The sequence below is a fragment of the Streptomyces sp. NPDC059371 genome, assembly GCF_042751995.1.
Lineage (GTDB): Bacteria > Actinomycetota > Actinomycetes > Streptomycetales > Streptomycetaceae > Streptomyces.
The window spans coordinates 47,373-73,903 of the sequence record NZ_JBHYXD010000025.1; the positions used below are offsets into that span (position 1 = coordinate 47,373).

At 69.5% G+C, this 26,531-nt stretch carries 16 protein-coding genes; 3 read left to right on the top strand and 13 right to left on the bottom strand.

What is annotated here, in order from left to right; translation table 11 throughout:
- Nucleotides 1-181 precede the first annotated feature (181 nt).
- Nucleotides 182-1,408, bottom strand: a complete 1,227-nt coding sequence (locus ACFXGX_RS16995) for a CapA family protein (protein ID WP_384791072.1) — start codon at nucleotides 1,406-1,408, stop codon at nucleotides 182-184.
- A 65-nt stretch (nucleotides 1,409-1,473) separates the two neighbouring features.
- Between ACFXGX_RS16995 and ACFXGX_RS17000 the strand changes: the two genes are divergently transcribed.
- Nucleotides 1,474-2,403, top strand: a complete 930-nt coding sequence (locus ACFXGX_RS17000) for a hypothetical protein (RefSeq protein ID WP_384791075.1) — start codon at nucleotides 1,474-1,476, stop codon at nucleotides 2,401-2,403.
- Between the two features lie 4 nt (nucleotides 2,404-2,407).
- Nucleotides 2,408-2,800, top strand: a complete 393-nt coding sequence (locus ACFXGX_RS17005) for an NTP pyrophosphohydrolase (protein ID WP_384791078.1) — start codon at nucleotides 2,408-2,410, stop codon at nucleotides 2,798-2,800.
- A gap of 392 nt (nucleotides 2,801-3,192) precedes the next feature.
- Here the strand turns inward: ACFXGX_RS17005 and ACFXGX_RS17010 are convergent, their stop codons facing one another.
- The 9 genes from ACFXGX_RS17010 to ngcE form a co-directional block, all read right to left on the bottom strand.
- Complete coding sequence (locus ACFXGX_RS17010) at nucleotides 3,193-4,716, bottom strand: amino acid permease (protein ID WP_384791081.1); 1,524 nt, start codon at nucleotides 4,714-4,716, stop codon at nucleotides 3,193-3,195.
- A 147-nt stretch (nucleotides 4,717-4,863) separates the two neighbouring features.
- Nucleotides 4,864-6,795, bottom strand: coding sequence for a 1-deoxy-D-xylulose-5-phosphate synthase (gene dxs, locus ACFXGX_RS17015; RefSeq protein ID WP_384791085.1), 1,932 nt, complete (start codon nucleotides 6,793-6,795; stop codon nucleotides 4,864-4,866).
- Nucleotides 6,796-7,023: 228 nt separating this feature from the next.
- A complete protein-coding gene (locus ACFXGX_RS17020; protein ID WP_384791088.1) occupies nucleotides 7,024-8,313 on the bottom strand; it encodes a sugar ABC transporter permease in 1,290 nt (429 codons plus the stop codon).
- Entirely contained in the window at nucleotides 8,310-9,098 is a 789-nt protein-coding gene (locus ACFXGX_RS17025; RefSeq protein ID WP_384791091.1) for an ATP-binding cassette domain-containing protein, read from the bottom strand. Before ACFXGX_RS17025 ends, ACFXGX_RS17020 begins: the two co-directional genes overlap by 4 nt.
- A gap of 179 nt (nucleotides 9,099-9,277) precedes the next feature.
- Nucleotides 9,278-10,378, bottom strand: coding sequence for a substrate-binding domain-containing protein (locus ACFXGX_RS17030; RefSeq protein WP_384791168.1), 1,101 nt, complete (start codon nucleotides 10,376-10,378; stop codon nucleotides 9,278-9,280).
- Nucleotides 10,379-10,510: 132 nt separating this feature from the next.
- Entirely contained in the window at nucleotides 10,511-11,710 is a 1,200-nt protein-coding gene (locus ACFXGX_RS17035) for an ROK family protein (RefSeq protein WP_384791171.1), read from the bottom strand.
- 242 nt (nucleotides 11,711-11,952) lie between these two features.
- Nucleotides 11,953-12,891 (bottom strand): carbohydrate ABC transporter permease, encoded by a 939-nt coding sequence (locus tag ACFXGX_RS17040; RefSeq protein WP_384791094.1) that lies wholly within the window; start codon nucleotides 12,889-12,891, stop codon nucleotides 11,953-11,955.
- A gap of 15 nt (nucleotides 12,892-12,906) precedes the next feature.
- Nucleotides 12,907-13,839 carry a carbohydrate ABC transporter permease gene (locus ACFXGX_RS17045; RefSeq protein ID WP_384791097.1) on the bottom strand — a complete coding sequence of 311 codons (933 nt, stop codon included), beginning with the start codon at nucleotides 13,837-13,839 and terminating at the stop codon, nucleotides 12,907-12,909.
- 34 nt (nucleotides 13,840-13,873) lie between these two features.
- Nucleotides 13,874-15,325 (bottom strand): N-acetylglucosamine/diacetylchitobiose ABC transporter substrate-binding protein, encoded by a 1,452-nt coding sequence (gene ngcE / locus ACFXGX_RS17050; protein ID WP_384791100.1) that lies wholly within the window; start codon nucleotides 15,323-15,325, stop codon nucleotides 13,874-13,876.
- A gap of 488 nt (nucleotides 15,326-15,813) precedes the next feature.
- Here ngcE and ACFXGX_RS17055 point away from each other — a divergent pair, with 488 nt between their 5' ends.
- Nucleotides 15,814-19,638 carry a GH92 family glycosyl hydrolase gene (locus ACFXGX_RS17055; protein WP_384791103.1) on the top strand — a complete coding sequence of 1,275 codons (3,825 nt, stop codon included), beginning with the start codon at nucleotides 15,814-15,816 and terminating at the stop codon, nucleotides 19,636-19,638.
- A 117-nt stretch (nucleotides 19,639-19,755) separates the two neighbouring features.
- On the opposite strand, the gene ACFXGX_RS17060 is transcribed toward ACFXGX_RS17055, so the two are convergent.
- From ACFXGX_RS17060 to ACFXGX_RS17070, 3 genes are all read right to left on the bottom strand, one after another.
- Nucleotides 19,756-23,034, bottom strand: a complete 3,279-nt coding sequence (locus tag ACFXGX_RS17060; protein WP_384791106.1) for a GH92 family glycosyl hydrolase — start codon at nucleotides 23,032-23,034, stop codon at nucleotides 19,756-19,758.
- A 362-nt stretch (nucleotides 23,035-23,396) separates the two neighbouring features.
- The gene (locus tag ACFXGX_RS17065) at nucleotides 23,397-24,362 is read right to left on the bottom strand and encodes a lytic polysaccharide monooxygenase (RefSeq protein WP_384791173.1); all 966 of its coding nucleotides are present in this window, start codon (nucleotides 24,360-24,362) and stop codon (nucleotides 23,397-23,399) included.
- Between the two features lie 291 nt (nucleotides 24,363-24,653).
- Nucleotides 24,654-26,168, bottom strand: coding sequence for a sensor histidine kinase (locus tag ACFXGX_RS17070; protein ID WP_384791109.1), 1,515 nt, complete (start codon nucleotides 26,166-26,168; stop codon nucleotides 24,654-24,656).
- Nucleotides 26,169-26,531 lie beyond the last annotated feature (363 nt).

Here is a 26,531-nt window from a genome sequence, read left to right on the forward strand (position 1 = left end):
CGTGATCGCTCGGCGAAGCCAGCTGGCGGCCGTGGGGGGGGGCGGGGGGGGCGCGGGCGCGGGGCGCCCCGGGGAGGCCGCCGCCGCGGGGGGCGCGGCGCCCCGCCGCGGGGCCCGCCCGGGGCCGCGCCGCCCCCCCGCGGGCGCGCGGCGCCGCCCCGGCCGGGCACGCCGGGTGGTCTCAGCCGGGCAGCTCCGTCAGGGGCTTCAGTCCGTCCTTCGCCGCGCCGCGGTTGAGCATGGTGCCCTCGGTCCGCTCGAAGGCCAGCCGGAGACGGGACCGCTCCTGGTCGCTCAGGTCGTCCCGCTTGAGCTCGGCCGCCACGTCCACCAGCCGGTAGTCCTCGACCTGCCCCTTCGCGGGCTCGGCCGGGGTGCCGTCCGCGCCGACCTCGGGGTCCGGCGGGATCTCCACGAGGGTCGGCTCATAGCGGGGCTCGACCTCCCAGGTGCCGCCGCGCTCGGTGAAGGTGAACCAGCCGATCACGCCCTCCTCGGTGAGTCCGGTGGGCACGTCGTGGCGCGCGACCTGGTTGCCGAGGCCGTACGCGATCCACGTGCCGTCGACCTTCTCCATCGGCTGCACGACGTGCGCGTGGTGCCCGATGATCAGGTCGATACCGGTCTCCCGGGCGAGCTCCCGGGCGAACTTGAGCTGCGGGGTCGAGGGGTTCGGGTGGTGCTCACGGCCCCAGTGGATCGAGAGGATGACGACCTCGGCGCCGGCCGCGCGGGCCCGCTTCTCGGCCGTCTTGATCCTGCCCAGGTCGTTCTGGTTGACCAGCCACGGCTTGTCCGGGGGCAGCTCGTGGGCGTTGAAGCCAAAGGCGAAGGAGATCTGCGCGACCTTGACCCCCTTGACGTCCATGATCAGCGGAACGAGCGAGTCCTTCTTCGTGCGGAAGGAGCCCGTGTGCTTGAGGCCCGCGGCGTCCAGCGTGTCCAGGGTGTGCTTCACACCCTCGTAGCCGTGGTCGATCGAGTGGTTGGAGGCGGTCGAGCAGGTGTCGTAGCCGACATCCTTGATCGTTCCGGCTATCTGCGGCGGGATCAGGAAGTTCGGGTAGGTCTCGAAGGGACCCTTCGGCTTGCCGATCACCGGCTCCATGTGGCAGATCGCCAGGTCGGCCTTGCTGATCACCGGCTTGATACCGGCCATGAGCGGGCCGAAGTCGAGACCGTCGACACCGCGGCCGGTCTCCTTGGCGTCCGCCGTCGCCTGGTCGATGAGCTGAGGATGGATCAGAATGTCACCCGCCGCGGCCACGGTGAACGAGCGTCCGCCCCCCTTCGACGCCGATCCTGAGTCGTCACCGCCCCCGACGAGACCACATCCCGCCAGGGCGGCGACGAGGGTGAGGGGGGCCAGGAGAGTGGGCAAGGTGCGGCGGTTACGGCGTCTGGTCACCGAGATATCTTGATACAACCATGAGAGCAAACGGCTCCAGAACGATAACGATCGCAACAATTCTCTTGATTCTCGCCGCCCTCGCGGGATGGGCGGCGGTCGCCGTGCACGGCACCCGCGACAGCGGCGGCGACACCTCCGGCCACCGCGCCGACGGTCCGCCGACCGTGGACCTGACCCACGCCGTCGCGGCCTACACCGACCGCTTCTCGCCGGACGGCGCCTTCCGGCCACCCTCTCGCACCGAGCGGCAGGCCGTCACGGACGGGGTGGGGCTGCTCCTCGACCACCACCGCGAGCAGGCGGAACTGCGGCTCGCCGAGGTCGACTTCGGTGTGCGCAACCTCGTCGACAGCGTCACCGGCCGTCGATTCGCAGAGGTGTACGACCGGGTCGACCAGGGGCCCTCGCCGCGCGGCTGGGGCCGCGTCTTCATCGACCTCGACCACCCCGTCCGATGGTCCGCACAGGTGCCCCATCCGGTGTCGGACGAGAACACGGAGCTGTTGGGCGTGCGAGTCCTGAGGGGCGCACCCGGTGGCATTCTGATCATTGCGGGAGCACATCGCGAATCCGGTGAGGGCAACGCGGCGGATGTGGCGCACCGCCGGGACACGGTCTTCAGCGCGATCTGCGCCGAACTCGCCGGGCGGCGGATCCCGGGCATCCAGCTCCACGGGTTCGCCCAGGATTCCGCACCGCGCTACGACGTGATCGCCTCGGCCGGCGCCGGAACGGCCGGCCGGCCGGCGGGCCGCCGGCTCGCCGACGCGCTCCGGGAGCGGCACTTCGCCGTGTGCCGGGCCTGGGTCCGCTCGTGTCCGCTCGCCGGGCACGAGAACGTACAGGGGCGGGAGGCCGCCGACACCGGGGTGCCGTTCCTTCATGTGGAGTTCGCGCCGGGACCGCGGTCGGACGCCGGGCGGGCGACGCGCGTCGCCGAGGCCGTCTCGGTCGTCACCAGGCGCTGGGCCGACGGCTCTCCGGCAGAGTGAGGACATGACGACTCCGGAGGAACGGGCGACGCTGGTCGTCGTGGACGGCGCCAATGTGGTGGGCTCCGTGCCGGACGGCTGGTGGCGGGACCGCCGCGGCGCCGCCGAGCGGCTCAGGGACGGCCTGGTGGAGGTGGCCCGGCGGGGGCTGCCCGGCCACCCCGGGCCGCTGGAGATCGTGCTGGTGGTGGAGGGAGCGGCGCGCGGGGTGGACTCCGTCCCCGGGGTGCGGGTCGACGAGGCACCGGGCAGTGGCGACGACCGCATGGTGGAGCTCGTGGCCGAGGCGCGGGACCGCCCGCGTCTCGTGGTCACGGCCGACCGCGAACTGCGCCGACGGGTCACCGGCCTGGGCGCCGAGGTCGCGGGCCCGCGCATCGTACGCCCCAGCCCCTGACACCGGCCACCGGCCACCGGGGACGCCGGGAAGCCCGGCGGACGGGAGCAGTCGCGTGGCGGCGAGCACGGGGCCGACGGGCCGCGGGCGTGCGACGGCCCCATGTCGGGCGGCGAGACGCCGGGAGCGGGGATACGGGGTGCAGACGTGGGACGGCCCCGTGCCCGGCGGCGAGACGCCGGGAGCGGGGAGACCGGGGTGCAGACGTGGGGCGGCCCCGTGCCCGGCGGCGCGGTGCCGGGAGCGGCGATATAGGGCGCGGGCGTCGACGGCCCCGTGCCCAGCGGCGAGACGCCGGGAGCGGCGATATAGGGCGCGGGCGTGCGGCGGCCCCGTGCCGGGCGGCGGGGCGGCGGGCACGGGGCCGGTGAGCGGGTGGCGGGGGCGGGTGGTCAGCCGGCCGTGCCGCCGGGTGGGTTCCGGGTGCCCTCCGGGCCCCTCTCCTCGCGACGCCCCAACAGGCTGTGCTTCCGTCCGTACAGGAAGTACACGACGACGCCGATCACCATCCAGATCGCGAACCGCAGCCAGGTCTCCGCCGGCAGGTTCAGCATCAGCCACAGCGTCGCGAGCACCGACAGGATCGGCACCCAGGGCACCAGCGGGGTGCGGAAGGAGCGGGGCAGGTCGGGGCGGGTGTGGCGGAGGACGACGACGCCGACCGCGACCACGATGAAGGCGAAGAGCGTGCCGATGTTGACCAGCTCGGCGAGCTCGCTGAGGGTGGTGAAGCCCGCGAGGATCGCGATGATGACACCGAGCAGGATGGTCGGCCGGTGCGGGGTGCGGAACTTCGGGTGGACGCGGGAGAAGAACCGCGGCAGCAGCCCGTCGCGGCTCATCGCGAAGAAGACCCGGGTCTGGCCGAGCAGCAGGATCATGCAGACCGTGGTGAGTCCGACGGCGGCGCCGAAGCTGATGACGCCCGCGAACCAGGGATGCCCGGTGGCCTTGAACGCGTCGGCGAGCGGAGCGTCGATGGACAGTTCCGTGTACTTCTGCATGCCGGTGACCACGATCGACACCAGGACGTAGAGCGTGGTGCAGATGATGAGCGAGCCGAGGATGCCACGCGGCATGTCCCGCTGAGGGTTCTTCGTCTCCTCGGCGGCCGTCGCGACCACGTCGAAGCCGATGAAGGCGAAGAACACGACGGAGGCCGCGGTGAAGATGCCCATCACGCCGAAGTTGGTCGGCGCCCAGCCGAACATGAGCTGGATCAGCGGCGACTTGATGCCGCTGCCCGCCTCCACGTTCTGCGCCGGGGGGATGAACGGCGAGTAGTTCTTGCTCTCGATGAAGAAGGCGCCCGCGATGATCACGATCAGGACGACCGTGACCTTGATCGCGACGACCAGCGTGGTGATCCGGGCGGAGAGCTTCACGCCGATGACGAGAATGGCGGTGAGCACCAGGACCAGCGCCGAGGCGAGGATGTCGAAACCGAAGCCGGAGGCCCCGTCACGCCCGCCGAGCGAGTCGGGAAGGTGCCAGCCCGCGTTGTCCATCAGCGAGCGCACGTAGCCGGACCAGCCGACCGCCACCACCGCCGTGCCGAGCGCGAACTCCAGGACCAGGTCCCAGCCGATGATCCAGGCGGGCAGCTCGCCCAGGGAGGCGTACGAGAAGGTGTACGCGGATCCCGCGACCGGGACCGTGGAGGCGAACTCCGCGTAGCACAGGGCCGCCAGTCCGCAGGCGACACCCGCGGCGACGAAGGCCAGCGAGACGCCGGGTCCCGCGTTCTCCTTGGCCACCTTGCCGGTGAGGACGAAGATGCCGGTGCCGATGATGACGCCGACGCCGAACACGGTGAGGTCCAGAGCGGACAGCGACTTCTTGAGCGCGTGCTCCGGCTCCTCGGTGTCCAAGATCGATTGTTCGACCCTTTTCGTCCTGAAGAGGGTGTTGCTCACGGACGTACCTCCCACGCTTGTCGTCCTCGACATGATCGAGAGGGCAGGTAGCACGTATGCCCCGACGCGGCGCCCACCACGCGGATGGGCCGGTTCCACCACCCGTACAGGGTGCTGGAACCGGCCCATCGGCCGTGCGGGGATGCGTCAGTCGCGCGCGGGCTGTACGGCGTCCACGGCCTGCGCGGCGCTGCTCTCGAAGCGGCCGTCGAGCTTGGCGACGAGACCGGTGACCTGCCGGGCGATGTCCGGCGCGGTCAGCCCGATCTCGGCCATGACCTCGGCGCGGGAGGCGTGGTCGAGGAAGCGCGGCGGGATGCCGAAGTCGCGCAGCGGGACGTCGACGCCCGCGTCGCGCAGGGCCTGCGCGACGGCCGAGCCGACACCGCCCACCCGGGAGTTGTCCTCGACGGTGACGACCACGCGGTGCTGCTCGGCGAGCGGCGCCATGGCCTCGTCCACCGGCTTGACCCAGCGCGGGTCCACGACGGTCGTGGAGATGCCCTGACGGTCCAGCAGAGCGGCGATCTCCAGGCACATCGGGGCGAGCGCGCCGACGGAGACCAGCAGCACGTCGGGCGCGTCGGTGCCGGGCTCCCGCAGGACGTCCATGCCGCCGATCCGGCCCAGGGCGGGGACGGCCGGGCCGACCGCGCCCTTGGAGAAGCGCACCACGGTGGGCGCGTCGTTCACCTCGACGGCTTCGCGGAGCTGGGCGCGGACCTGGTCGGCGTCGCGCGGCGCGGCGAGCCTGAGGCCCGGGACGACCTGGAGGATGGACATGTCCCACATGCCGTTGTGCGAGGCGCCGTCGGTGCCGGTGACACCCGCGCGGTCGAGGACGAAGGTGACACCGCACTTGTGCAGGGCCACGTCCATCAGGACCTGGTCGAAGGCGCGGTTCAGGAAGGTCGCGTAGACGGCGAAGACGGGGTGCAGTCCGCCGGTGGCGAGGCCGGCCGCGGAGACGGCGGCGTGCTGCTCGGCGATGCCGACGTCGTAGACCCGCTTGGGGAACGCCTTGGCGAACCGGTCGAGGCCGACCGGCTGGAGCATCGCGGCGGTGATCGCGACGATGTCCTCGCGCTCCTTGCCGAGCGCCACCATCTCCTGGCCGAAGACGGAGGTCCAGTCGGCGCCGGAGGAGGCGATCGGCAGGCCCGTGTCCGGGTGGATCTTGCCGACGGCGTGGAAGCGGTCCGCCTCGTCCTGGAGCGCGGGCTGGTAGCCGCGGCCCTTCTCGGTGAGGCAGTGCACGATGACCGGGCCGCCGAAACGCTTCGCGCGGGCCAGGGCCGATTCCAGGGCCTCGATGTCGTGGCCGTCGATGGGGCCGACGTACTTCAGGCCGAGGTCCTCGAACATGCCCTGCGGGGCGATGAAGTCCTTCAGACCCTTCTTCGCGCCGTGCAGGGTCTCGTAGAGCGGCTTGCCGACGACCGGCGTGCGCTCCAGGAGGTCCTTGCCGCGGGCCAGGAAGCGCTCGTAGCCGTCGGTGGTGCGCAGGGTCGCCAGGTGGTTCGCGAGGCCGCCGATGGTCGGCGCGTACGAACGCTCGTTGTCGTTGACGACGATGATCAGCGGGCGGTCCTTGGCGTCGGCGATGTTGTTCAGCGCCTCCCAGGCCATGCCGCCGGTGAGCGCGCCGTCGCCGATGACGGCGACCACGTGGTCGTTCCTGCCGAGGACCTCGTTCGCCTTCGCGAGTCCGTCGGCCCAGCCGAGGACCGTGGAGGCGTGCGAGTTCTCGATGACGTCGTGCTCGGACTCGGCCTGCGCGGGGTAACCGGACAGACCGCCCTTCATCTTCAGCCGGGAGAAGTCCTGCCGGCCGGTGAGCAGCTTGTGGACGTAGGACTGGTGGCCCGTGTCCCACAGCACTCTGTCCTTCGGTGACTCGAAGACGCGGTGCAGGGCGATGGTCAGCTCCACGACACCGAGGTTGGGGCCGAGGTGGCCACCGGTCTTGGAGACCGCGTCGACGAGGAAGGTCCGGATCTCCCCGGCCAGCTGGTCGAGCTGCTCCAGGGTCAGCCGGTCCAGATCGCGCGGTCCCGTGATGCGGGTCAGCAGCGCCACCCGTGCCTCCTTGCAGTGATCGAGCTGTTGCCGGGTTCGTCGAGTCTAATGTTCCGTCTTTTCGGGCGCGGGCCGGGCCTGGCGATCCACGCCACACGAACGGCCCAACCGGACGGAACACGCGTTCCCGTCCGGACGTGGCTGCGTCCGGCGCCTAGACGGGCACCGGACGTGACTGTGCCCGGCGCCGCCATTGGCGCCGGGCACAGGCCTGGGTGGGTGAGAACCCTACGCGCGACCCGCGGTCTTCTGGGTCTTGCGGGTGACGGCGTCGATGACGACCGTGGCGAGCAGAACGCCACCGGTGATCATGTACTGGACCGGCGAGGCGATACCCTGCAGGGCCAGACCGTACTGGATGGAGACGATCACCAGAACACCCAGCAGGGCGTTCCAGGTGCGGCCACGGCCACCGAAGAGGCTGGTGCCACCGATGACGGCCGCCGCGATGGCGTTCATCAGGAGGTCACCGGCGCCCGCGCCCTGGTTGGCGGAGGCGATCTTCGAGGCGATGAACAGACCGCCGACGGCGGCGAAGGTGCCGGAGATCGAGAAGACCGAGATGCGGATCAGCTCGACGTTGATACCGGCACGGCGGGAGGCCTCGACGCTGCCACCGAGCGCGAAGATCTTCCGGCCGAACGCGGTACGGCGCAGCACGAAGTCCGTGACCAGCAGGACCGCGAGGAAGATCACCACGGCGAGCGGCAGACCCTTGTACTGGTTGTACATGATCGCCACGCCGAAGCTGAGGATGGCCAGCAGCACCGTGCGGGCGACGGTCTCGCTCACCGGGCGGGACGGCACACCGGCCGCCTCGCGGCGCTTGTTGCCGAGGAACGAGCTGACGAAGAACCCGGCGGTCACGACGACGGCGAGCACGTAGGCGGCGGCGACATCGGTGAAGTAGTAGCTGGTCAGCTTGGCGACGACGCCCTCGCTGTCCAGGTTGATGGTGCCGTTGCTGCCGAGGATCTGGAGCATCAAGCCGTTCCAGAACAGCAGACCCGCCAGGGTGACGGCGAAGGCCGGCACACCGATGCGCGCGAAGACGAAGCCCTGGATCGCACCGGCGGCCGTGCCGGTGAGGATGGCCAGGACGAACGCGAGCCACTCGTTCATGCCGTGCGTGACGCTGAGCACGGCGAACGTGGCGCCGGCCAGACCGGAGAGCGAACCGACCGACAGGTCGATCTCACCGAGCAGCAGCACGAAGACGATGCCGACCGCGATCATGCCCGTGCCGACCATGGCGACGGAGATGTCGGAGAGGTTGCCCGCGGTGAGGAAGTTCTCGTTCAGGCTCGCGAAGATCGCCCAGATGACGATCAGGCCGATGACGACCGGGATGGAACCCAGGTCGCCGGACTTCATCTTGCGCTTGAACTCGCCGACGTAGCCGGCGAAGCCCTGCTCACGGACGAGCAGGCGCGGGTCGACGGCGGTGACCGCCTTGGCGGCCGCCTCCGGGTTCGCCACGTCGTGGGAACCGGTCTCAGAAGTCTTGTCGATGCTCACTTCTGAGCCTCCCCGCTGCGCGCCGCACGACGGGTCACGGCGTTCTCCGTGGCGCCCGTGATGGCGGAAATGATCTCTTCCTGGGAGGTCGACTTGACCTCGAAGATGCCGTTGTTGCGTCCGAGACGCAGAACGGCGACCTTGTCGGCGACGGCCTTCACGTCAGCCATGTTGTGGCTGATGAGGATGACCGCGTGACCGCGCTCGCGCAGCCGCTCGACGAGGTCGAGGACCTGGGCGGTCTGCTCGACGCCGAGGGCCGCGGTGGGCTCGTCGAGGATGACGAGCTTGGGCTCACCGAGCATCGAACGGGCGATCGCCACGGTCTGGCGCTGACCGCCGGAGAGCGAGGCGATCGGGATGCGGACGCTGGGGATGCGGATGGACAGCGTGTCCAGCAGCTCGCGGGAGCGGCGCTCCATCTCGACCTCGTCCAGGATGCCGCGCTTCTTGAGCTCGCGTCCCAGGTAGAGGTTCCCCACGACGTCGATGTTGTCGCAGAGCGCGAGGTCCTGGTAGACCGTCGCGATGCCCAGGTTCTGGGCGTCGTGCGGGCGGTTGATCTGAACGGCCTTGCCGTCCCATTCGATGGAGCCCTCATCGATGGGGTGCACGCCGGCGATCGTCTTGACCAGCGTGGACTTTCCGGCGCCGTTGTCGCCCACCAGGGCGACTACTTCACCGGCGTGGACTTCAAGCTCTACATCGGTGAGCGCCTGGACGGCACCGAATCGCTTGGAGACCCCGCGCAACGCCAGAACAGGCGTAGCGGACACGTGAACCATCTCCTTCGCCGCCTGACCCGGCGGGAGGTTGTGCAGAAGTTTGCGGTGGGGGTTCCGTCCGGTGCCCCGCTTAGCTTGCGGGGCTGTTGGATGCGGGGCACCGGAGGAGCTTTGTATCAACGAGTCACGTACGGGAATCCAGCGGCGGATTCCCGTACGCGTGGACGACTCGCGGTTGGTTACTGCAGGCCGGCCTTCTTGCAGGCCGCGGCGTAGGCCGGGGTGCAGATGTCGTTGACCGTGTACAGGCCGTCCTTGACGACGGTGTCCTTGATGTTCTCCTTGGTCAGCGAGGTGACCGGGACCAGCAGGGACGGGATCTGCTTGTCGGTCGGGCTGTCGACCTTGTCCTTGGCGACGGCGTCGAGCGACTTGCCCTGGGCGAGCGCGACGGCCAGCTCGGCGGCCGCGTCGGCCTCCGGGGCGTACGGCTTGTAGACGCTCATGAACTGCTCACCCGCGAGGATGCGCTGCACACCCGCGAGCTCGGCGTCCTGGCCCGTGACCGGGACCTTGATGCCGGCGGCCTTCAGCGCGGTGATGATACCGCCGGCCATGCCGTCGTTCGCGGAGTAGACACCGACGATGTTCTTCTTGCCGAGAGCCGAGATCGCCGCCTCCATGTTGGCGTTGGCGTTCTCCGGCTTCCACTCCTTGGTGTCGTACTCCTTGCCGACGTTCACCTTGCCGTCGAGCACCTCGTGGGCGCCGGCCTTGAACTGAGCGGCGTTCGGGTCGGTGACCGAACCGTTCATCATGACGATCTTGCCGGACTTGGCCTTGGAGCCGAGCGCGGTGAGCAGCGCCTCACCCTGCGTCTTGCCGACCGTCTTGTTGTCGAACGAGGTGTAGGCCGAGATGGGGCCCTGCGCGAGGCGGTCGTAGGCCACGACCGGGATGCCGGCGTCCTTGGCCTTCTGGACCGAGCTCTTGATCGCGGCGGCGTCCACAGCGTCAACGATCAGCACGTCCACCTTGTTGGTGATCATCGTGTCGACCTGCTGGTTCTGGGTGCTCGCGTCCTGCTTGGCGTTCGCGTAGACGACCTTGCCCTTGTTGTTCGTGAGCTCCGCGACCTTCTTCTCGATCAGCGGCTTGTCGAACTTCTCGTAGCGGGCCGTCTGGTTCTCCGGGAGGAGCAGACCGACCTTGATCGCGTCGCCCTTCTTCGCGGAGCTGGCGGAGCTGTCGCTCCCGCCACCGGACTCCTTCGCGCTGCCACAGGCGGCGAGAGAGACAGCCATTGCACCAGCGGCAACGGCAACGGCGGCACGACGCATCTGCGTGTTCATTCCTAAACCTCCCTGACGAGGCCGCGTCGTTGCGGCCGAGGTGGACTGGAGTCAACTCGGCCACACGTGCGACGTCAAGAAGTAAATACTTAACGAGATGGCAACGGTGCCATGCGTTCTCTAAGTGAAGACAGGAGTACCGGCAGACAAAGAACCGTCCAAAAGGGTCGAATCGCCCATCTCGCTGAGCGCGAGAGCAAGCGCTCCGAGCACCTCCGCACGGCCCCCAAGTGCCCCTGGCAACACCGAGAGTTGACGTGCGGCGCTGGGGATCGCGTAGCGGCCGACAGACTCCCTTATGGGCCCCAGAACGAGCTCGCCGGCCTCGGCGAGATCGCCGCCGAGGACCACTCGACTCGGGTTCAGCAAATTGCAGAGGTTCGCGACTCCACTGCCGATGTGGCGGCCGACGTCGGCGATCACCCGACGGCAGCCCGGATCTCCGTCCCGCGCCATCCTGACCACGCCCTCCATGGTCAGATCGGTACCATGGCTGGACTGGAGCAGCGGCAGCACATAACGCGCCGCCGCGAACGTCTCCAGGCAGCCGCGGTTGCCGCAACGGCAGACGGGGCCGGATTCATCAAGTGTAATATGCCCGATTTCTCCCGCTGTGCCACCCGGGCCGCGGTAGATCTTGCCCTCGATGACCAGGCCCGCGCCGACACCGCTGGCGACCTTGATGTAGGCGAGATCGCGGACCCCGCGACCACTGCCCCAGACCATCTCGCCGAGTGCGCCCAGATTGGCGTCGTTGTCCACCTGGACGGGCACGCCGAGCCGCCCCCGCAGCTCCTCGGCGGGCCTCGCGCCGGTCCAGCCGGGCAGGATCGAGGTGGATCCCAGAGTCCCCGACTCCACGTCGATGGGCCCCGGTACACCGAGACCCACGCCCGCGATTTTGGAACGGTCCACACCCGTTGCTGCAATCAGGCGGCTGACCAGCTCCTCGGCCCGGTCGAAGCCCTGCGCGGCGGAGGCGTCCACGTCCAGCGGCTCGGACTCCTCGGCCAGGACCTGATGGGCCAGATTTCCGACAGCGACGCGCAAATGGGTATGCCCGAAGTCGACACCGATGACGATGCCCGCGTCCCCGCTCAGGGACACGCTGCGCGCCCTGCGGCCCCCCGCCGAAGTGGGTGTTACCTCGACCGTTCCACCGTCCTTGAGTTCACGAACGATATTGGAAACGGTCGCGGCCGAAAGGCCCGTCGCCCTCGCGATCTCCGCCTGCGTGAGCGAACCGGCGAGGCGCACCGCTCGCACGACGCGCTCCAGATTGGCTCGGTGCAGCGACGACTGCGACCCCGGAGTCTCCATCGACTCATCCACTCCTGCCCTCAGCCGGGCGGCCCCGATGCCGCCCATGTGATCTGGGTCACGTCAACGGGACCCCGGTCACTTACAAGTTGTGAACTCCAAGCTCCGCTGAACGGGTTACTACAGTCAAGTCCTTGACGGAAATCGGGTCCGCCCAGTCGTGTTCGACCTCCCACCTCACCCGGACGCACATACGCCACCCCCGGGACGGGAGTGGCGCATGTGACGGACGGGGCGATTCGTTACTTGAGCGTCGCCGAAGTGAGACCTGCCTGGACCTGACGCTGGAACGACAGGTAGACGATCAGCATGGGGATCATGGCGATGGTCACGCCGGCGAACAGGACGGGCAGGTCGGTGGCGTAGCCCTGCTGCTGCTGGAGCTGGATGAGACCCTGGGTCAGGACGTAGCGCTCCGGATCGGAACTGGTCTGCGGCTGCATCAGCACCGAGGGCAGGATGTACTGGTTCCACTGGCCCAGCACGTTGAAGATGCCGACGCTGAGCAGTCCGGGCTTGGCCATCGGCAGCATGACCTGGAAGAACGCCCGGGTGTGCGAGGCGCCGTCGAGCACCGCCGCCTCGAAGACCGCCGTGGGCAGCGTCCTGAAGAAGGCGTGCATGAAGAACACGGTGAACGGCAGCGAGTAGGCCACGTACACCAGGACCAGGCCTTGGTAGGTGTTCAGCATGTCGAGACGCTTGACCATGAAGAACAGCGGCACCAGGGCCAGGAAGACGGGGAACATGGCCCCGCCGACGAAGAAGAAGTAGACGATCCGGTTGCCCGGGAACTCGTAGCGGGCCAGGACGTAGGCCGCCATCGCGCCGAGCAGCATGGTCAGCGGGACCGAGAACACCAGGACGATCAGGGTGTTGGCGAAGTAGTCGCCGATGCCCTTGTTCCAGGCCCGGGCGAAGACGTCGAACTGCCAGTTCGAGGGCCAGCCGAGGGCCGAACCGCCGATCTGGGCGTCGGTCTTGAAGGAGCTCAGGACCAGCCACAGCAGCGGCAGGATGATCAGGATCGCCCACAGGGCGAGGAACCCGTGCGAGAAGACGTTGAGGGCCACGCCCTCGGTCCGCTTGTCGCCCGGCCGCGGCGGCGCCTTCCTGGCGCCTCGCTGCGGGGGTACTCCGGCGCCGTCGACCTTCGCCGGCTCCGTGATGGGTGCGCTCATAGTCGTGTCTCCCGCTCAGAACTCGATGCGCTCGCGGCGGGTGGCGCGCAGCGTGACCACGGACAGGATCAGGGTGAGAAGGAGCATGACGACGCCCATGGCGCAGGCGTAGCCGCTCTTTCCGAAGTAGAGGAAGTTGCGCATCATGACGTTCGCCATGACCTCGCTGTGGTGGTCGGGTCCGCCGCCGTAGCCGGTGCCCTGGGTCGTGGTCGAGACGAGCACGAACATGTCCATCGCGATGATGCCGAGATAGACCCAGGCGGTCTGCACCGTGTCCCAGAGCAGGGGCAGGGTGACCCGGAAGAAGGTGTGGGTGCGGCTCGCGCCGTCCAGCAGCGCCGCCTCGTAGATATCCCGCGGGATGGACTGCATGGCGGCGGAGAACAGCACCAGATAGAAGCCGACGCCGTGCCAGACGACGACCGCCATCAGGCACCAGAGCACCAGGTTGGGCTCGTTCATCCACTCGACGGGGCTGCTCGCGTCCACCAGGCCGAGCTTGATCAGCAGGCCGTTGAGCAGACCGCCGCTGTCACTGCGGTAGAGGGCTCCGAAGAGCACGGCGACGATCGCGAGCGACAGGACCTGCGGGAAGAAGTACACGATCTTGTAGAAGCGCGAGCCCGTGACGCCCTGGACGCCGCCGGCGCCACCCCGCCCGCCCGCGTTCACCATGAAGGCGAAGAAGAGGGCGAGCAGGATGGTGATCACCGGGATGAACACCAGGAACAGGATGTTGTGCCAGATCGCCTGGAGGAATACGTCGTCCTGGAGCAACGCCGTGTAATTGTCCAGGCCGACGAAACTGAACGTCTGCGACTGACCCTTCCAGTCGGTGAAGGAGTAACCGATGGTCTGTAGGTAAGGCCAGATCACGAAGATCAGATACAGCGCCAAAGGTGCGAGGAGAAACCCCGCGACGAACCGGTTCTGCCCTTTTCGCATGGCATCCTGCCCCTGGTGTTCCGGGTTTACATGATCAGTCGCGGTGGTTCTTCTTGGACGCCGGGTCCTTGGCCGCCTTGTCGACCGCCGCCTGCGCCCGCTTCAGCCATTCCTTCGGCTGGATGCGCTTGGCCATCAGCTCGTTGGACGCGTTCTGGATGGAGACGTCCATCTCGCTGTACCAGTTGGGGTACAGGTAGTTGAAGGAGTTGTCGCCGGCGGCCTTGGAGGCCTCGACCGTGGACTGCGTACCGGGCCGGAGCTGCACGCCGTCGGACACACCGTCCTTGAGGATGGTGAGGGAGTTGGCCTTCTGGGCGAAGAGCGTCGACCACTCCTTGGAGAGCATGGAGCGCATGAACTCCTGGGCCTCGGCCAGGTTCGCGGCCTTCGCCGGGATGATGAACGGCTCGCCCGAGCCGGCCCGGATCGCCTCGAACGGCAGCTTGTCGCCCGGCAGGCTGGGCATCGGCATGAACTTCATGTCGAAGTCGGCCGGGGTCTGCTTGAGCTGCTCGTTCTCCAGCCAGGAACCACAGGTGATGAACGCGGCCTTGTACTGGTTCCACCGCGTCTGCGACTCGGTGTGGGTCAGGCCGTTGGTGCCGGCCAGCAGGTAACCCTTTTCCACGACCTCGTAGATGGCCTCGATGGCCGCCTTCGCGGCGTCGGACCCGACGAACGCCTTGGGGTCGAGATTGTCGATCGCCTTCATGGCGTCCAGACCGCCCTGCTTGGCGATCAGGTCCATGATGGCGACGTTGATGTAGTACGGGTACTTGCCCTGGTGGGCGAGGCCGCCGATGCCCTGCGACTTGGCGTCCTTACAGATGGCGAGGAAGTCGTCCCAGGTCTTGGGCACCTCCCAGCCCTTCTCCTTGAAGAGCTTGCCGGAGTACCACAACCCCCACACCGTGTAGATGTAGTTGAGGGACACGACCTTGCCGCCCTGCAGGCCCGGGTCGAGCGTGCCGGGGATCAGCGTGTCGCGGACCTTCTTCGACGGGTCGTCGATGGAGGGGGCGTCGAGGACGGCGGCGAGGTCGAGGAGCTGACCGCTCTTGTAGAGCACGTCCAGCTTGATCTGCTGGGCGCCCGAGTCGTCGACGATGTCCGGCGGGTTGCCGCCGTTGAAGCGCGGCTGGAGCTTGCCGGTGATCTCCTGGGTACCGGTGTGGGCGCTCTTGCTGCCCCACTTCTTGTCGAACGCGGCTTCCCACGCCTTGGCGTAGTCGTCGCCGTAGCCGCCCTTGAAGACGACGACGTCGAGCTTGCCGTTGCCCTTCTTCACACCGAAGGGGTTGTCCTTGCTGGTCTTGCCGGTGCCCTTGTCGCCGGAGTTGTCGTCATCGCCCCCGCCGCTCGCACACGCGGACAGGAAGCTCATCGTCGGGACGGTGATCAGGCCGAGTGCGGCCGACCTCTTGATGAGGTCACGGCGGCCGACACCCTCGGGGCTGCTGTTCTCGGCGGAAGTGGATCCCATGCTCAAGTCCTCGCCTTCTCCAGGACTCAGGCGGTGAACCGGATCCTCCCCGGCACCGCGGTCAGTTCAAGCTGGGGTCGTGCGTAGGGGATTCACCAGGACGAACCGGCATTACGTGTATGGACCACGCTCCACCGTCCCGCGAAATTCCCCCTCTGGGTCCTGCCTGTCCAGAGCCAGTCGATCGACTGGCCGGACGCGACAGGTATAGTCCACTTCCCGCCAGCGGAGCAAGATCGAATGCAGGTTTGACCGTCGGTCTTTTCCGAGTTGAGACCTCACGGAAATATGGGGCAGCCCCGGACCACCCCGGCGAAGATCCACACCGAGCCGGCGTCCCGCAATGAACTCAATGCACGGTTCGTCACACGGTATTCACCCCGGATGCCACACCCAACACCCTTGACAGCACTGTCAACTTGACGCCCAAATGGTCCTTGCGCATCGAATTTGACAACGTTGTCCACGTGCAGGGAGGGTGCTCGCGCATGCAGCACAGAGCTCGGTACAGACAGAGTCCCACGCGGCGGTCCGGATGGCGTTCCCCGGCGGCACTGGGGGTGGCGGCTCTCTCCCTGTTAGCGGCCTCCCAGGGCGTCGCGGTCGCCCTGCCCGCCCAAGCGGCCAAGCCGGACCGGGAGTTCGGCTCCTCGTTCGAATCGGACGATCCCGCCCCGGACTGGCTCAACACGGTGGACACCGCTCCCGACGGGACGAAGCGGTCCTCCGGCGTCGACGGCGGCTACAGCACCGGCATCCCCGGCAATGTGACCGACCACGTCACCGACGTGCGGGCCAGCGGCGAGAACACCGGCGCGGGCGAGGTCAAGGAGAACCTCGTCGACGGCGAACCGAGCAGCAAGTGGCTGACCTTCGAACCCACCGGCTGGGCGGAGTTCGACCTCGACGCGCCGGCCAAGGCGGTCACGTACGCGCTCACGTCCGCGAACGACCACGACGAACGCGACCCGCGGGACTGGACCCTCCAGGGCTCCACCGATGGCAAGGACTGGAAGACCCTCGACACCCGCTCCGGCGAATCCTTCGGCGAGCGGTTCCAGACGAAGTCGTACGACATCGAGAGTCCCGTCGAGTACCAGCACTTCCGGCTCGACGTCACGAAGAACAACGGCGGCGACATCCTGCAGATCGCCGATGTCCAGTTCTCGACGGGCCGGAGCGACGACCCGACGCCCAAGGACATGCTCTCGCTCGTGGACCGGGGGCCGAGCGGCTCACCGACCGCGAAGGCGGGCGCGGGCTTCACCGGCAAGCGGGCCCTGCGCTACGCCGGCACCCACAAGGGTGAGGGCCGGGCGTACTCGTACAACAAGGTGTTCGATGTGAACCTAGCCGTCGGGCGCGACACCGAACTGTCGTACCGGATCTTCCCCTCGATGGCGGACGGCGACCGGGACTACGACGCCACGAACGTGGCCGTGGACCTGGTGTTCACCGACGGCACCTCACTGAGCGGTCTCGACGCCGTGGACCAGCACGGATTCACGCTGACGCCGCAGGGCCAGGGCGCCGCCAAGGTGCTCTACGTCAACCAGTGGAACAGCGTCACCTCGCGGATCGGTTCCGTCGCGGCCGGGAAGACCGTCGACCGGATCCTCCTCGCGTACGACTCGCCCAAGGGGCCGGCGAAGTTCCGCGGCTGGCTGGACGACGTCGCGCTCAGGACGGCCGCGCCGCAGAAACCGGCGGCGCACCTGGCCGACTACGCGCTCACGACCCGCGGCACCAACTCCAGCGGCGGCTTCTCGCGCGGCAACAACTTCCCGGCGACGGCCGTACCGCACGGCTTCAACTTCTGGACGCCGGTGACCAACGCGGGCTCACTGAGCTGGCTGTACGACTACGCGCGTGCAAACAACGCGGACAACCTGCCCACCATCCAGGCGTTCAGCGCGAGCCACGAGCCGAGCCCCTGGATGGGTGACCGCCAGACCTTCCAGGTGATGCCGTCGGCCGCCTCGGGCACCCCGGACACCGGCCGGGCGGCCCGCGAACTGGCCTTCAGGCACGAGAACGAGACCGCGCGGCCGTACTACTACGGCGTCACGTTCGAGAACGGTCTCAAGGCGGAGATGGCCCCGACCGATCACGCCGCCGCCCTGCGCTTCACCTATCCGGGCGACGACGCGAGCGTGATCTTCGACAACGTCACCGAGCAGGCGGGCCTGACGCTGGACACCTCGGCGGGAGTCGTCACCGGCTACTCGGACGTGAAGTCCGGGCTGTCGACCGGCGCCACCCGGCTCTTCGTCTACGGGACCTTCGACGCGCCCGTGACCGAGGGCTCCTCCAGTGGCGTCAAGGGCTATCTGAAGTTCAAGCCCGGCTCCGACCACACCGTCACCCTGCGCCTGGCCACGTCGCTCATCAGCATCGACCAGGCCAAGGACAACCTGAGCCAGGAGATCCCGGACGGCACGTCCTTCGACGCGGTCAAGAAGGGGGCGCGCAAGCAGTGGGACAGGCTGCTGGGCAAGGTCGAGGTGCAGGGCGCGACGCCGGACCAGCTCACGACGCTGTACTCCAGCATGTACCGGCTCTACCTGTACCCGAACTCCGGCTTCGAGAAGGTGGGTTCCAAGTACCAGTACGCCTCGCCGTTCTCCGCGATGCCGGGTCCTGACACCCCGACCCACACCGGGGCGAAGATCGTCGACGGCAAGGTGTACGTCAACAACGGCTTCTGGGACACCTACCGGACGACCTGGCCCGCCTGCTCCTTCCTGACGCCCGGTCAGGCGGGTGAGATGGTCGACGGGTTCGTGCAGCAGTACAAGGACGGCGGCTGGACCTCGCGCTGGTCCTCGCCCGGCTACGCGGACCTGATGACCGGCACCTCCTCGGACGTGGCGTTCGCGGACGCGTACGTCAAGGGTGTCGACTTCGACGCCAAGTCGGCGTACGAGGCGGCCCTGAAGAACGCGACGGTCGTCCCGCCGACCTCCGGCGTAGGCCGCAAGGGCATGACCACCTCACCCTTCCTCGGCTACACGAGCACCTCCACGGGCGAGGGCCTGTCCTGGGCCATGGAGGGCTACGTCAACGACTACGGCATCGCCCGGATGGGCAGGGCGCTCTACAAGAAGACCGGCGAGAAGCGCTACAAGGAGGAGTCGGACTACTTCCTCAACCGCTCCCAGGACTACGTGAACCTCTTCGACTCCAAGGCCGGCTTCTTCCAGGGCCGCGACGCCAAGGGCGACTGGCGGGTCGACTCCACGAAGTACGATCCGCGCGTGTGGGGCTACGACTACACCGAGACCGACGGCTGGGGGTACGCGTTCACCGCGCCGCAGGACTCGCGCGGTCTCGCCAACCTGTACGGAGGCCGCGGCGCGCTCGCGGAGAAGCTCGACACGTACTTCTCCACCCCGGAGACCGCCTCGCCGGACACCGTGGGCTCCTACGGCGGTGTCATCCACGAGATGACCGAGGCCCGGGACGTACGGATGGGCCAGTACGGCCACTCCAACCAGGTGGCCCACCACGTCAACTACATGTACGACGCGGCCGGGCAGCCCTGGAAGACCCAGAAGAACATCCGCGAGGTCCTCTCCCGTCTCTACACCGGCAGCGAGATCGGCCAGGGCTACCACGGGGACGAGGACAACGGCGAGCAGTCGGCCTGGTACCTCTTCTCCGCGCTCGGCTTCTACCCGCTGGTGATGGGCAGCGGCGAATACGCCATCGGCTCACCGCTGTTCACCAAGGTGACCGTCCACCTGGAGAACGGCCACGACCTGGTCGTCAAGGCCCCGCGCAACAGCACGAAGAACGTTTACGTGCAGGGCGTCCGGTTCAACGGCAAGGCCTGGAACTCGACTGCGCTGCCCCACTCGCTGATCAGCCGGGGTGGAGTGCTGGAGTTCGACATGGGCTCCAAGCCGTCCTCGTGGGGCACCGGCAGGAACGCGGCACCGGCGTCGGTCACCGAGGACGACAAGGCGCCGTCGCCACGCGCGGACACCCTGAAGGGGGACGGCGCCCTCTTCGACAACACCTCCGCCACCGACGCCCGGGTCACCTCGGTGGATCTGCCCGCCGGCGCCGGGACCGAGGGAGTTCAGTACACGCTGACCTCCGGGGACCACACCAAGGCGCCGACCGGGTGGACCCTGCAGGGTTCGTCGGACGGGACCACGTGGACGGACCTCGACAAGCGCTCCGGTGAGTCCTTCCCCTGGGACAGGCAGACCCGGGCGTTCACGGTCGCGACGCCCGGCTCCTACGCCCACTACCGGCTCGTGCTCGACGGCGAGTCGACCCTCGCGGAGGTGGAACTGCTGGCCTGAGCCACAGCCGACGAGAAGGGGCGGGCCCGGAGGAGACTCCGGGCCCGCCCCGCGTTCGTGTACGGACGTTCGTGCGCGCGTCAGCTCACCGGCTCACCCGCTCACCCGCTCACCCGCTCACCCGCTCACCGCGAGGGTGAAGACGTGCAGGTCCGCGTTGTCCGGGAGTTTGACGCTCTTGATCGTCCTCCCCTCCGGTGCCGTGAACGGCTTGGTGGCGAAGACATAGGTGGCCACCGGGTCCTTGTCGGCTCCGGCGACGTTGCGGTAGGCGGTCCTCGCGACGGTCTCGTTGCCGTACTGGACGGTGCCGCCCCCGCCGCCGACGGTCCAGTCGGTGAAGGACAGGTCGACGGAGTCGGTGCCGCCGTCGGTGTAGGTGACGGTCGCCGTGGTCTTCTGGTTGCCGTTCACGGCGCTTCCGATGAAGGACAACCGGCTCGCGGGGTCGCTCAGTTCGATGGTCTGCGAGGTGCCCGAGGCGTTGTCGGGGCGCCCGGCCGGGGACTTCGGCCAGGTGAAGGCGAGACCGTCCACCGTTCCCCGGCCGCCCGGGGTCAGACCCGCGTCGGCGAGTGCCTGACGGGAGTAACTCCAGCCACCGCCGTCGTAGTCGGCCTCGGAATGATCCCCGGTGTCGTCCGAGGCACCGGTGTTGTCGTAGGCCGCGAGGAGGGAACCGGGGGCCGCGACGGTGAGCGCCACCGGCTGCCCGTACGACGTGTCGGCGGAGGTCACGGTCACCTTGACGTCGTAGAAGCCCTGCTCGGCGTCGTCGGCGGCGGTGAGGGTGATCCGCTGGGCGCCGTCGGTCACCGTGCCCTCGGCCGGGGTCGCCGTCACTCCCGCGGGCACCTCCACCCGGAAGCGGACCTCCGGCCCTGCGCCGCCGCCGAGGGCGAGGGCGCGGATGTCGAGCGCGGTGCTGCCGCCGGGCGCGAGCGTCGCCGCCGTCGGGCCCACCCCGATCTGGTACGGCTGCTCGCCCGTGCGGAAGGAGGGCGGCGCGGCCGTCTCGGCGCTGCCCCAGCTCTTGTCGGGTGCCGCCGACAGCGTGTAGTCGAGCGTGCCGCCCTCGCGGACGAAGGAGGCCGGGAGCCACGGCCGTTCGCTGGTACGGCCGTCGACGCGCAGCGACTGGACGTACGGGGTGTCCGCGGCCGCGCCCCGGGCCCGGATCTCGATGTCGGCGCCGCCCGGACGCTCGATCTCGATCCTCGGGAACAGCGGTGACGCCAGCGTGAGTTCGGCGCGGGAGGGCACCTGCGGGTACATGCCGAGCGCGGAGAAGACGTACCAGGACGACATCTCGCCGAGGTCGTCGTTGCCGGGGATGCCCTCGGGCCGCGTCGACCACAGCCGGGTCATCGCCGCGCGGACGGTCTCCTGCGTCTTGTAGGGCGCGCCCGCGTAGTCGTACAGGTACGGCACGTTGACCGACGGCTCGTTGTCCAGCTCGGACTTGTCACCGCCGCTGCCGCTGAACGCCCAGCTTCCGTCCGCGTTGTGGAAGAACGTGTCGAGGCGGTCGAGGGCCTTGTCGCGGCCTCCCATGGCGGCGAAGAGGCCCGCCGGGTCGTGCTGCACCATCCAGGTGTACTGGGCCGCCGTGCCCTCCACGAAACCGTTGCCGGTCGCCGGGGTGAAGCCGGTGACCCAGCTCCCGTCGGCCTTCCGGTTGGCGGCGTAGCCGCCGCCGGGGTCGGCCGCGATGTTGAAGTTGTTCTGCCACCACTGGGAGCGCTCGGCGAACTCGGCGGCGGTCTTCTTCTCCCCCGCCGCCCTGGCCAGTTGGGAGATCGCGAAGTCCGCGCCGGACATCTCCAGGGTCTCGGCCGCGCCGCCCCAGGCGTTGGACACGGACGGCATGTAGTGGTGTCCGAGGTACTTGTCGAGCGAGGGGCGCTGGCCCACCGAGAGCACCGGTTTGCCCGCCGGCGAGCGGTCCTGCTCGGTCGGCACGGTCGCCGCCTTCACCAGGGAGTCGAGCGCGCCGCGCAGGTCGAAGTCCGTGCCGCCGAAGGCGCGGATGCCCGCGAGGGCGGGCGCCGACGGATCACCGTTCATGACGTGCGTGCCGCTCGCGCCGTGCAGCCAGCGGTCCCAGACTCCCCCGTTCTGCCGGGCGAGTTCGAGGAGCGACTGCGCGATGTCGGAGCCGGTGCCGGGGTCGAGCAGGGTCAGGAGCTGGACCTGGGAGCGGTAGACGTCCCAGCCGGAGAAGGTGCCGTACTGCGCCTCGTGACCCCGGCCGACCTTGTGCACCTTGTCGTCGGGGCCCCGGTATCTGCGGTCGGCGTCACTGATGACGTTCGGGTGCAGAAGCGCGTGGTAGAGCGCGGTGTAGAAGGTGGTGCGGTCGCCCTCGGTGCCGCCGCCGACCCCGATCGCGCCGAGCCGCTCGCGCCAGGCCCGGTGGGCGGCGTGCTGTACGGAGGCGAAGGAGCGGGACGGCGGGTTCTCGTCGTCCAGGTTGGCGGTGGCGCCGTCCTGGCTTACGTAGGAGATCCCGACCTTGACGTTCACCGGGTCGGTGCCCGGCTCGAACTCCACGTAGCCGCCTGCCCCCTTGCCCGCGAGGGGGCGGCCGCCCTGCTCGAAGCCTCCGGTGCCGCCGCTCGCCTCGGTGGCCCCCGGGCTCAGCCGGTCGTCCTGCCAGGTACCGGTGGTCTTGAAGGCACGGTCGAAGCGGGCGGTGAAGTACAGGGTGTAGTAGGAGCGCCGGCCCTCGGGATCGAGATAGCCGCAGAAGTTCCCGGAGGTGACGGAGCCCGAGACGGTCCTGGTCGCCGGGTCGATGCGCACGGTCGAATCCGTCGACCCGACCTCGGAGTTGGCGGTGCGGATCAGCATCGAGGCGGGCTTGTCGGCGGGGAAGGTGAAGCGGCCCGAGCCGGTACGCGCGGTCGCCGTGAGATCGGCGGTCACGCCGGAGGCGAGCCCCACCTTGTAGTGGCCGGGCTCGGCCAGTTCGTCGGAATGCGCGAACCCCGCCGCGTAGACGGCGTCCTTGGTGTCGGTCGCCGGGGACGAGGTGACCTCACCCGCGTACGGGAAGAACGGGATGTCGCCGCTGCCGCCCGCGCATCCCGTTCCGGACATGTGGGTGAGGCTGAAGCCCCGGACGCGCGTGGCGTCGTACTGATAGCCGCCGGGCGCGGCCGTGCGGGTGGCGTCCCCGCGGGTGTTCTCCGGGCTCCAGGAGAGCATGCCGAAGGGCGTGACGGCACCGGGGAAGACATTGCCGCCGTTCCTGGTGCCGATGAGCGGGTCGACGTACGCGGTGGGGTCCTTGACGAGTGCCGGCGGCCCCGACGGAGGCGCGGCGAGCGCCGGGGTGGCGCCGGCGACCGTCAGGGCGACGGCCAGCAGTAACGATGACGGGCGGAAACGCATGACGCGGCCCCTCCTCCTTCGGACGGGTCGCGCACCACAGGTCGCACAAGCCGCAGGGACAGTAACGTGCGCCACGGGTACCACGGAAGACCGCCTGCGCCGCCGGCGCCGCGCCCGCCGCGCACTCCGATGGAGCCACCCCCCCTCGATCGGCGCCCACGGGCCGAGGTAGGCCGTCAACGTTCTTGACATCGTTGTCCGTTGAGGCGATAGAGTCGGGAGCAGACCGTTCGACAACGTTGTCGCGCACTTCGGTCGCCACAAGCCGCACCATCCCGGGCAGGGCCTCCCCCGCCGCGTCCGGGCTCGCGGACCGGGTGGGTCCGAACCCACCCACCCGGTCCGCCCCGAGCGTCGCTCGTTCAGCCGACCCGACAGGGAAGGGCCGTTGACGGATCGCCACCCGAACCCGTGACGACGTAGCCGAACGTGGTGCTGCCGCCCGGACTCAGCGAGCCGTTCCAGTCGGCGTTGTGCACCATCACGTCCTGCCCGCTGTAGGTCGGGTTGCCGTTCCACAGACTGGCGACCGACTGTCCGCCCGGCAGCGTCCAGTCGGCCATCCAGCCGAGCATCGGGACCGTACCGGTGTTGGTCACCGTCACCTCGGACTGGTAGCCGCCGGGCCAGGTGTTGGTGGTGCGCCGCGTCGCCGAGCAGGTGCCGGGCGGGGGCTCGGTCGGGTTGCCCGGGTCGCGCATGCCGGTGACCTCGCCGTTGCCGCCGTCGAAGACGACGTCGGAGCAGGAGTAGAAGGTCTCCGCGCTGTCCGAGCGCTGCCAGACCATGTAGACGATGTGGCGGCCGCTCTTGCCCGCCGGCAGCCTGCCGCTCCAGGAGTAGTTGGCCGCGACCGTGCCCGGGGTGCCGTTGAGCGGCGGGTGGTCGACGGTGAGGAACGGCTGGTCCTCCATGGCGTCCCAGGTCAGCGTCCTGGTCGGGTCGAAGCCGTCCTTGGTGATGTAGACGTAGAACCAGCCGGGGTGCGCCGCCCAGGCGTTGTACGCGAAGTCGACGGTCGCGCCCGCGGTGAGATGGGTCAACGGCCAGTCGGAGCGCGGCAGATCGAAGCCCGAGAAGTTGGGGTTGCCGCCGCTGCACAGCGAGCCGTCGGGGACGAAGCCGCGGGTGCGCCCCGCGCCGTCCGAGCGCAGCACCGAGAACCAGTTGTAGAACGGCGTGGTCCCGCCGACCTGTTGGGCCGCCTTGCAGGCCGGGTTCACCGGTTTGATCTCACCGGTGTCGGTCAGTCCGTCCTGCCAGCACAGGAACGTACGGCTGCCGGGCTTCATGGGGGTGCCGTGGGCCTCGGCCCGGGTGCCGGTCATGACGATCAGGGCGAGGGCCGGGAGCACGGCGAGGAGGGCGAGGAGGACGAGGAAGGGGGACGGACGGCGGCCGGGGAGCCGTAATCGGGACAGTGGCGGTCGCGCCACCCCCGCGCATTTCAGACCTGATAGGTGCATGACAATCCCTTCGTGGGGTGTACGGGATCGGGGCGAGGCGGGAGCGGCTCCGGGGCGGGTTCCGGTCCACCGTATGGGAGCGCTCCCACCTCACTCGGAAAGTAACGCACTCGGGAACCCCTGTAAACGCCCGGCGCGCCGGGTGCACCGGGCTCACCGCCGGAGGAAGGCGGCGGCCCGCCCTCCGGTCCGGGGCTCGGGTGCGCGCTCGGACGGGCCCGGGTCCACCGCGACCCGGCCGGTCGGCGGTCGCGGCGCGGGCACCGGCCGCAGCGCCGGGAGTTCGACGGTGAACTCCGTACGGCCCGGGGCGCTCTCGGCGTGGACACGGCCGCCGTGCGCCTTCGTGACGGCGGCGACGACGGCGAGCCCGAGCCCCGAGCCGCCGTGGCCGGGAGAGACACGGGAGCGGGAGGCGTCGGCGCGGGTGAAGCGTTCGAAGACGCTGGGCAGCAGCGCGGGCGGGATGCCGGGGCCGTCGTCGCGGACCCGGATGGTGCAGAACGCGCCCGTGACCTCCACCGTGGCGACGACGGTCGTGGCCGCCGGTGTGTGCGCACGGGCGTTGGCCAGCAGGTTCGCCACAATCCGGCGGAGCCGGGCCGCGTCGCCGGCCACCAGGGCCGGGGAGTCCGGGAGCCCGGCCGGGCGCCAGATGCGGTCCTCCCCTGCCGCCCCCTCCGCCCCCGCTGCCCGCGCGTCCCGTACGGCCTCGGCGACCAGCACGGTCAGGTCCACCTCCGCCGCCTCCGGCGGGTGCCCCTCGTCGAGCCGGGCGAGCAGCAGCAGATCCTCGACCAGGCCCGTCATCCGGGCCGACTCGGCGGACACCCGCCGCCAGGCCGTCGCCGGTTCGACGACGCCGGTGCTCCGGTTCATGAGTTCGGCGTACCCGGCGATCGACGCCAGCGGTGTGCGGAGTTCGTGGCTCGCGTCGGCGAGGAAGCGGCGCATGCGTTCCTCGCCTCGGCGCGTCTCCTCCTCGGCGCGCAGGCGCTCCGCGCGGGCGGTCTCGGCGTGGTCCGTGAGACGGTCGAGGGCGGCGCCGATCCGGCCGGCCTCGCCGGTGGGCCGGGTGCCGTGTCCGGGGGCGAGGGCCGGGTCGGCCGGCTCGTCCCGTCCCGGCGGTGACCGGCAGATCTCGACGGCCGCGGCCGCCACTCGTTCGAGCGGGCGCAGTCGGCGCCGGACCACGACCGCGCAGACCGAGCCCGCGACGGTGACGGCTCCGGCGGCCACCACGGTCTCGACCACGACCAGACCCCGTACGGCGTTCTGTACGTCGTCCATCGGGAGGGCGGTGAGCACGGGCCGTCCGCCGCCGTCGAGCGCGGCGACACGGTAGGCGCCGAGCCCGGGGACCGTGCGGGTGCGCGGTGTGCCGTCCGGCTCGACGCCGGCGAGGGCGGAGCGCTGGGCGGCGCGGAGCGGGCGCGGCCCGCCGGAACGGGTCACCACCTCGGCCGCGACGACGGTGCCGTCCGTGTCGAGCCGGGCGGTGATCGTGCCGGCCGGCCGGTCCCGGCCGTCGAACGAGCCGAGGCCCGTGTCCGCGCCGGACCCGCCGCCGAGGACGCCGTCCCGGCCGCGCTCGGCCGCCTCGGCGACGCGCCGGTCCAAGTCGCCGAGGAGATAGGCGCGTTGTGTGAGCACCGTGGTGAAGGCCATGGTCACGCACACCACGAAGAGTGCCAGTCCGATGAGGACGAGGAGCCGCGTGCGCAGGGATCGCGTCCGCCGGGCCCGTCCTCGCGACCGCGACCACGACCACGACCGCGGGGGCCGGTGCGCGCCGGACGGGCTCATCTCCCGCGCTCCGGCGGGCTGATGACAAGGACCCCGGAAGTGCCGTACATGGGGCAATCGTGGCCCCGCCCGCTGAGGGAATCCTGTGTTCCGCCTGAGGACCGCCGATGTCCTGGAAAGGAGTCCGGAGCGGACGGCGAAGGGGGGGGGGCGCCCCGCCCCCCAGAGGGGCCGCGCGCACAAAAAGAGACGCGGTCTCAACAAATCAAAGACCGGTGTGCGGTT

Bases quoted from the DNA above. Each gene is read 5' to 3' on its own strand.
- ACFXGX_RS17030 (WP_384791168.1), bottom strand. From the start codon at position 10,378: ATGCGTCGTGCCGCCGTTGCCGTTGCCGCTGGTGCAATGGCTGTCTCT.
- ACFXGX_RS17055 (WP_384791103.1), top strand. From the start codon at position 15,814: ATGCAGCACAGAGCTCGGTACAGACAGAGTCCCACGCGGCGGTCCGGA.
- ACFXGX_RS17005 (WP_384791078.1), top strand. From the start codon at position 2,408: ATGACGACTCCGGAGGAACGGGCGACGCTGGTCGTCGTGGACGGCGCC.
- ACFXGX_RS17035 (WP_384791171.1), bottom strand. From the start codon at position 11,710: ATGGAGACTCCGGGGTCGCAGTCGTCGCTGCACCGAGCCAATCTGGAG.
- ACFXGX_RS17040 (WP_384791094.1), bottom strand. From the start codon at position 12,891: ATGAGCGCACCCATCACGGAGCCGGCGAAGGTCGACGGCGCCGGAGTA.
- ACFXGX_RS17025 (WP_384791091.1), bottom strand. From the start codon at position 9,098: ATGGTTCACGTGTCCGCTACGCCTGTTCTGGCGTTGCGCGGGGTCTCC.
- ACFXGX_RS17060 (WP_384791106.1), bottom strand. From the start codon at position 23,034: ATGCGTTTCCGCCCGTCATCGTTACTGCTGGCCGTCGCCCTGACGGTC.
- ngcE (WP_384791100.1), bottom strand. From the start codon at position 15,325: ATGGGATCCACTTCCGCCGAGAACAGCAGCCCCGAGGGTGTCGGCCGC.
- ACFXGX_RS17070 (WP_384791109.1), bottom strand. From the start codon at position 26,168: ATGGCCTTCACCACGGTGCTCACACAACGCGCCTATCTCCTCGGCGAC.
- ACFXGX_RS17065 (WP_384791173.1), bottom strand. From the start codon at position 24,362: ATGACCGGCACCCGGGCCGAGGCCCACGGCACCCCCATGAAGCCCGGC.
- ACFXGX_RS17045 (WP_384791097.1), bottom strand. From the start codon at position 13,839: ATGCGAAAAGGGCAGAACCGGTTCGTCGCGGGGTTTCTCCTCGCACCT.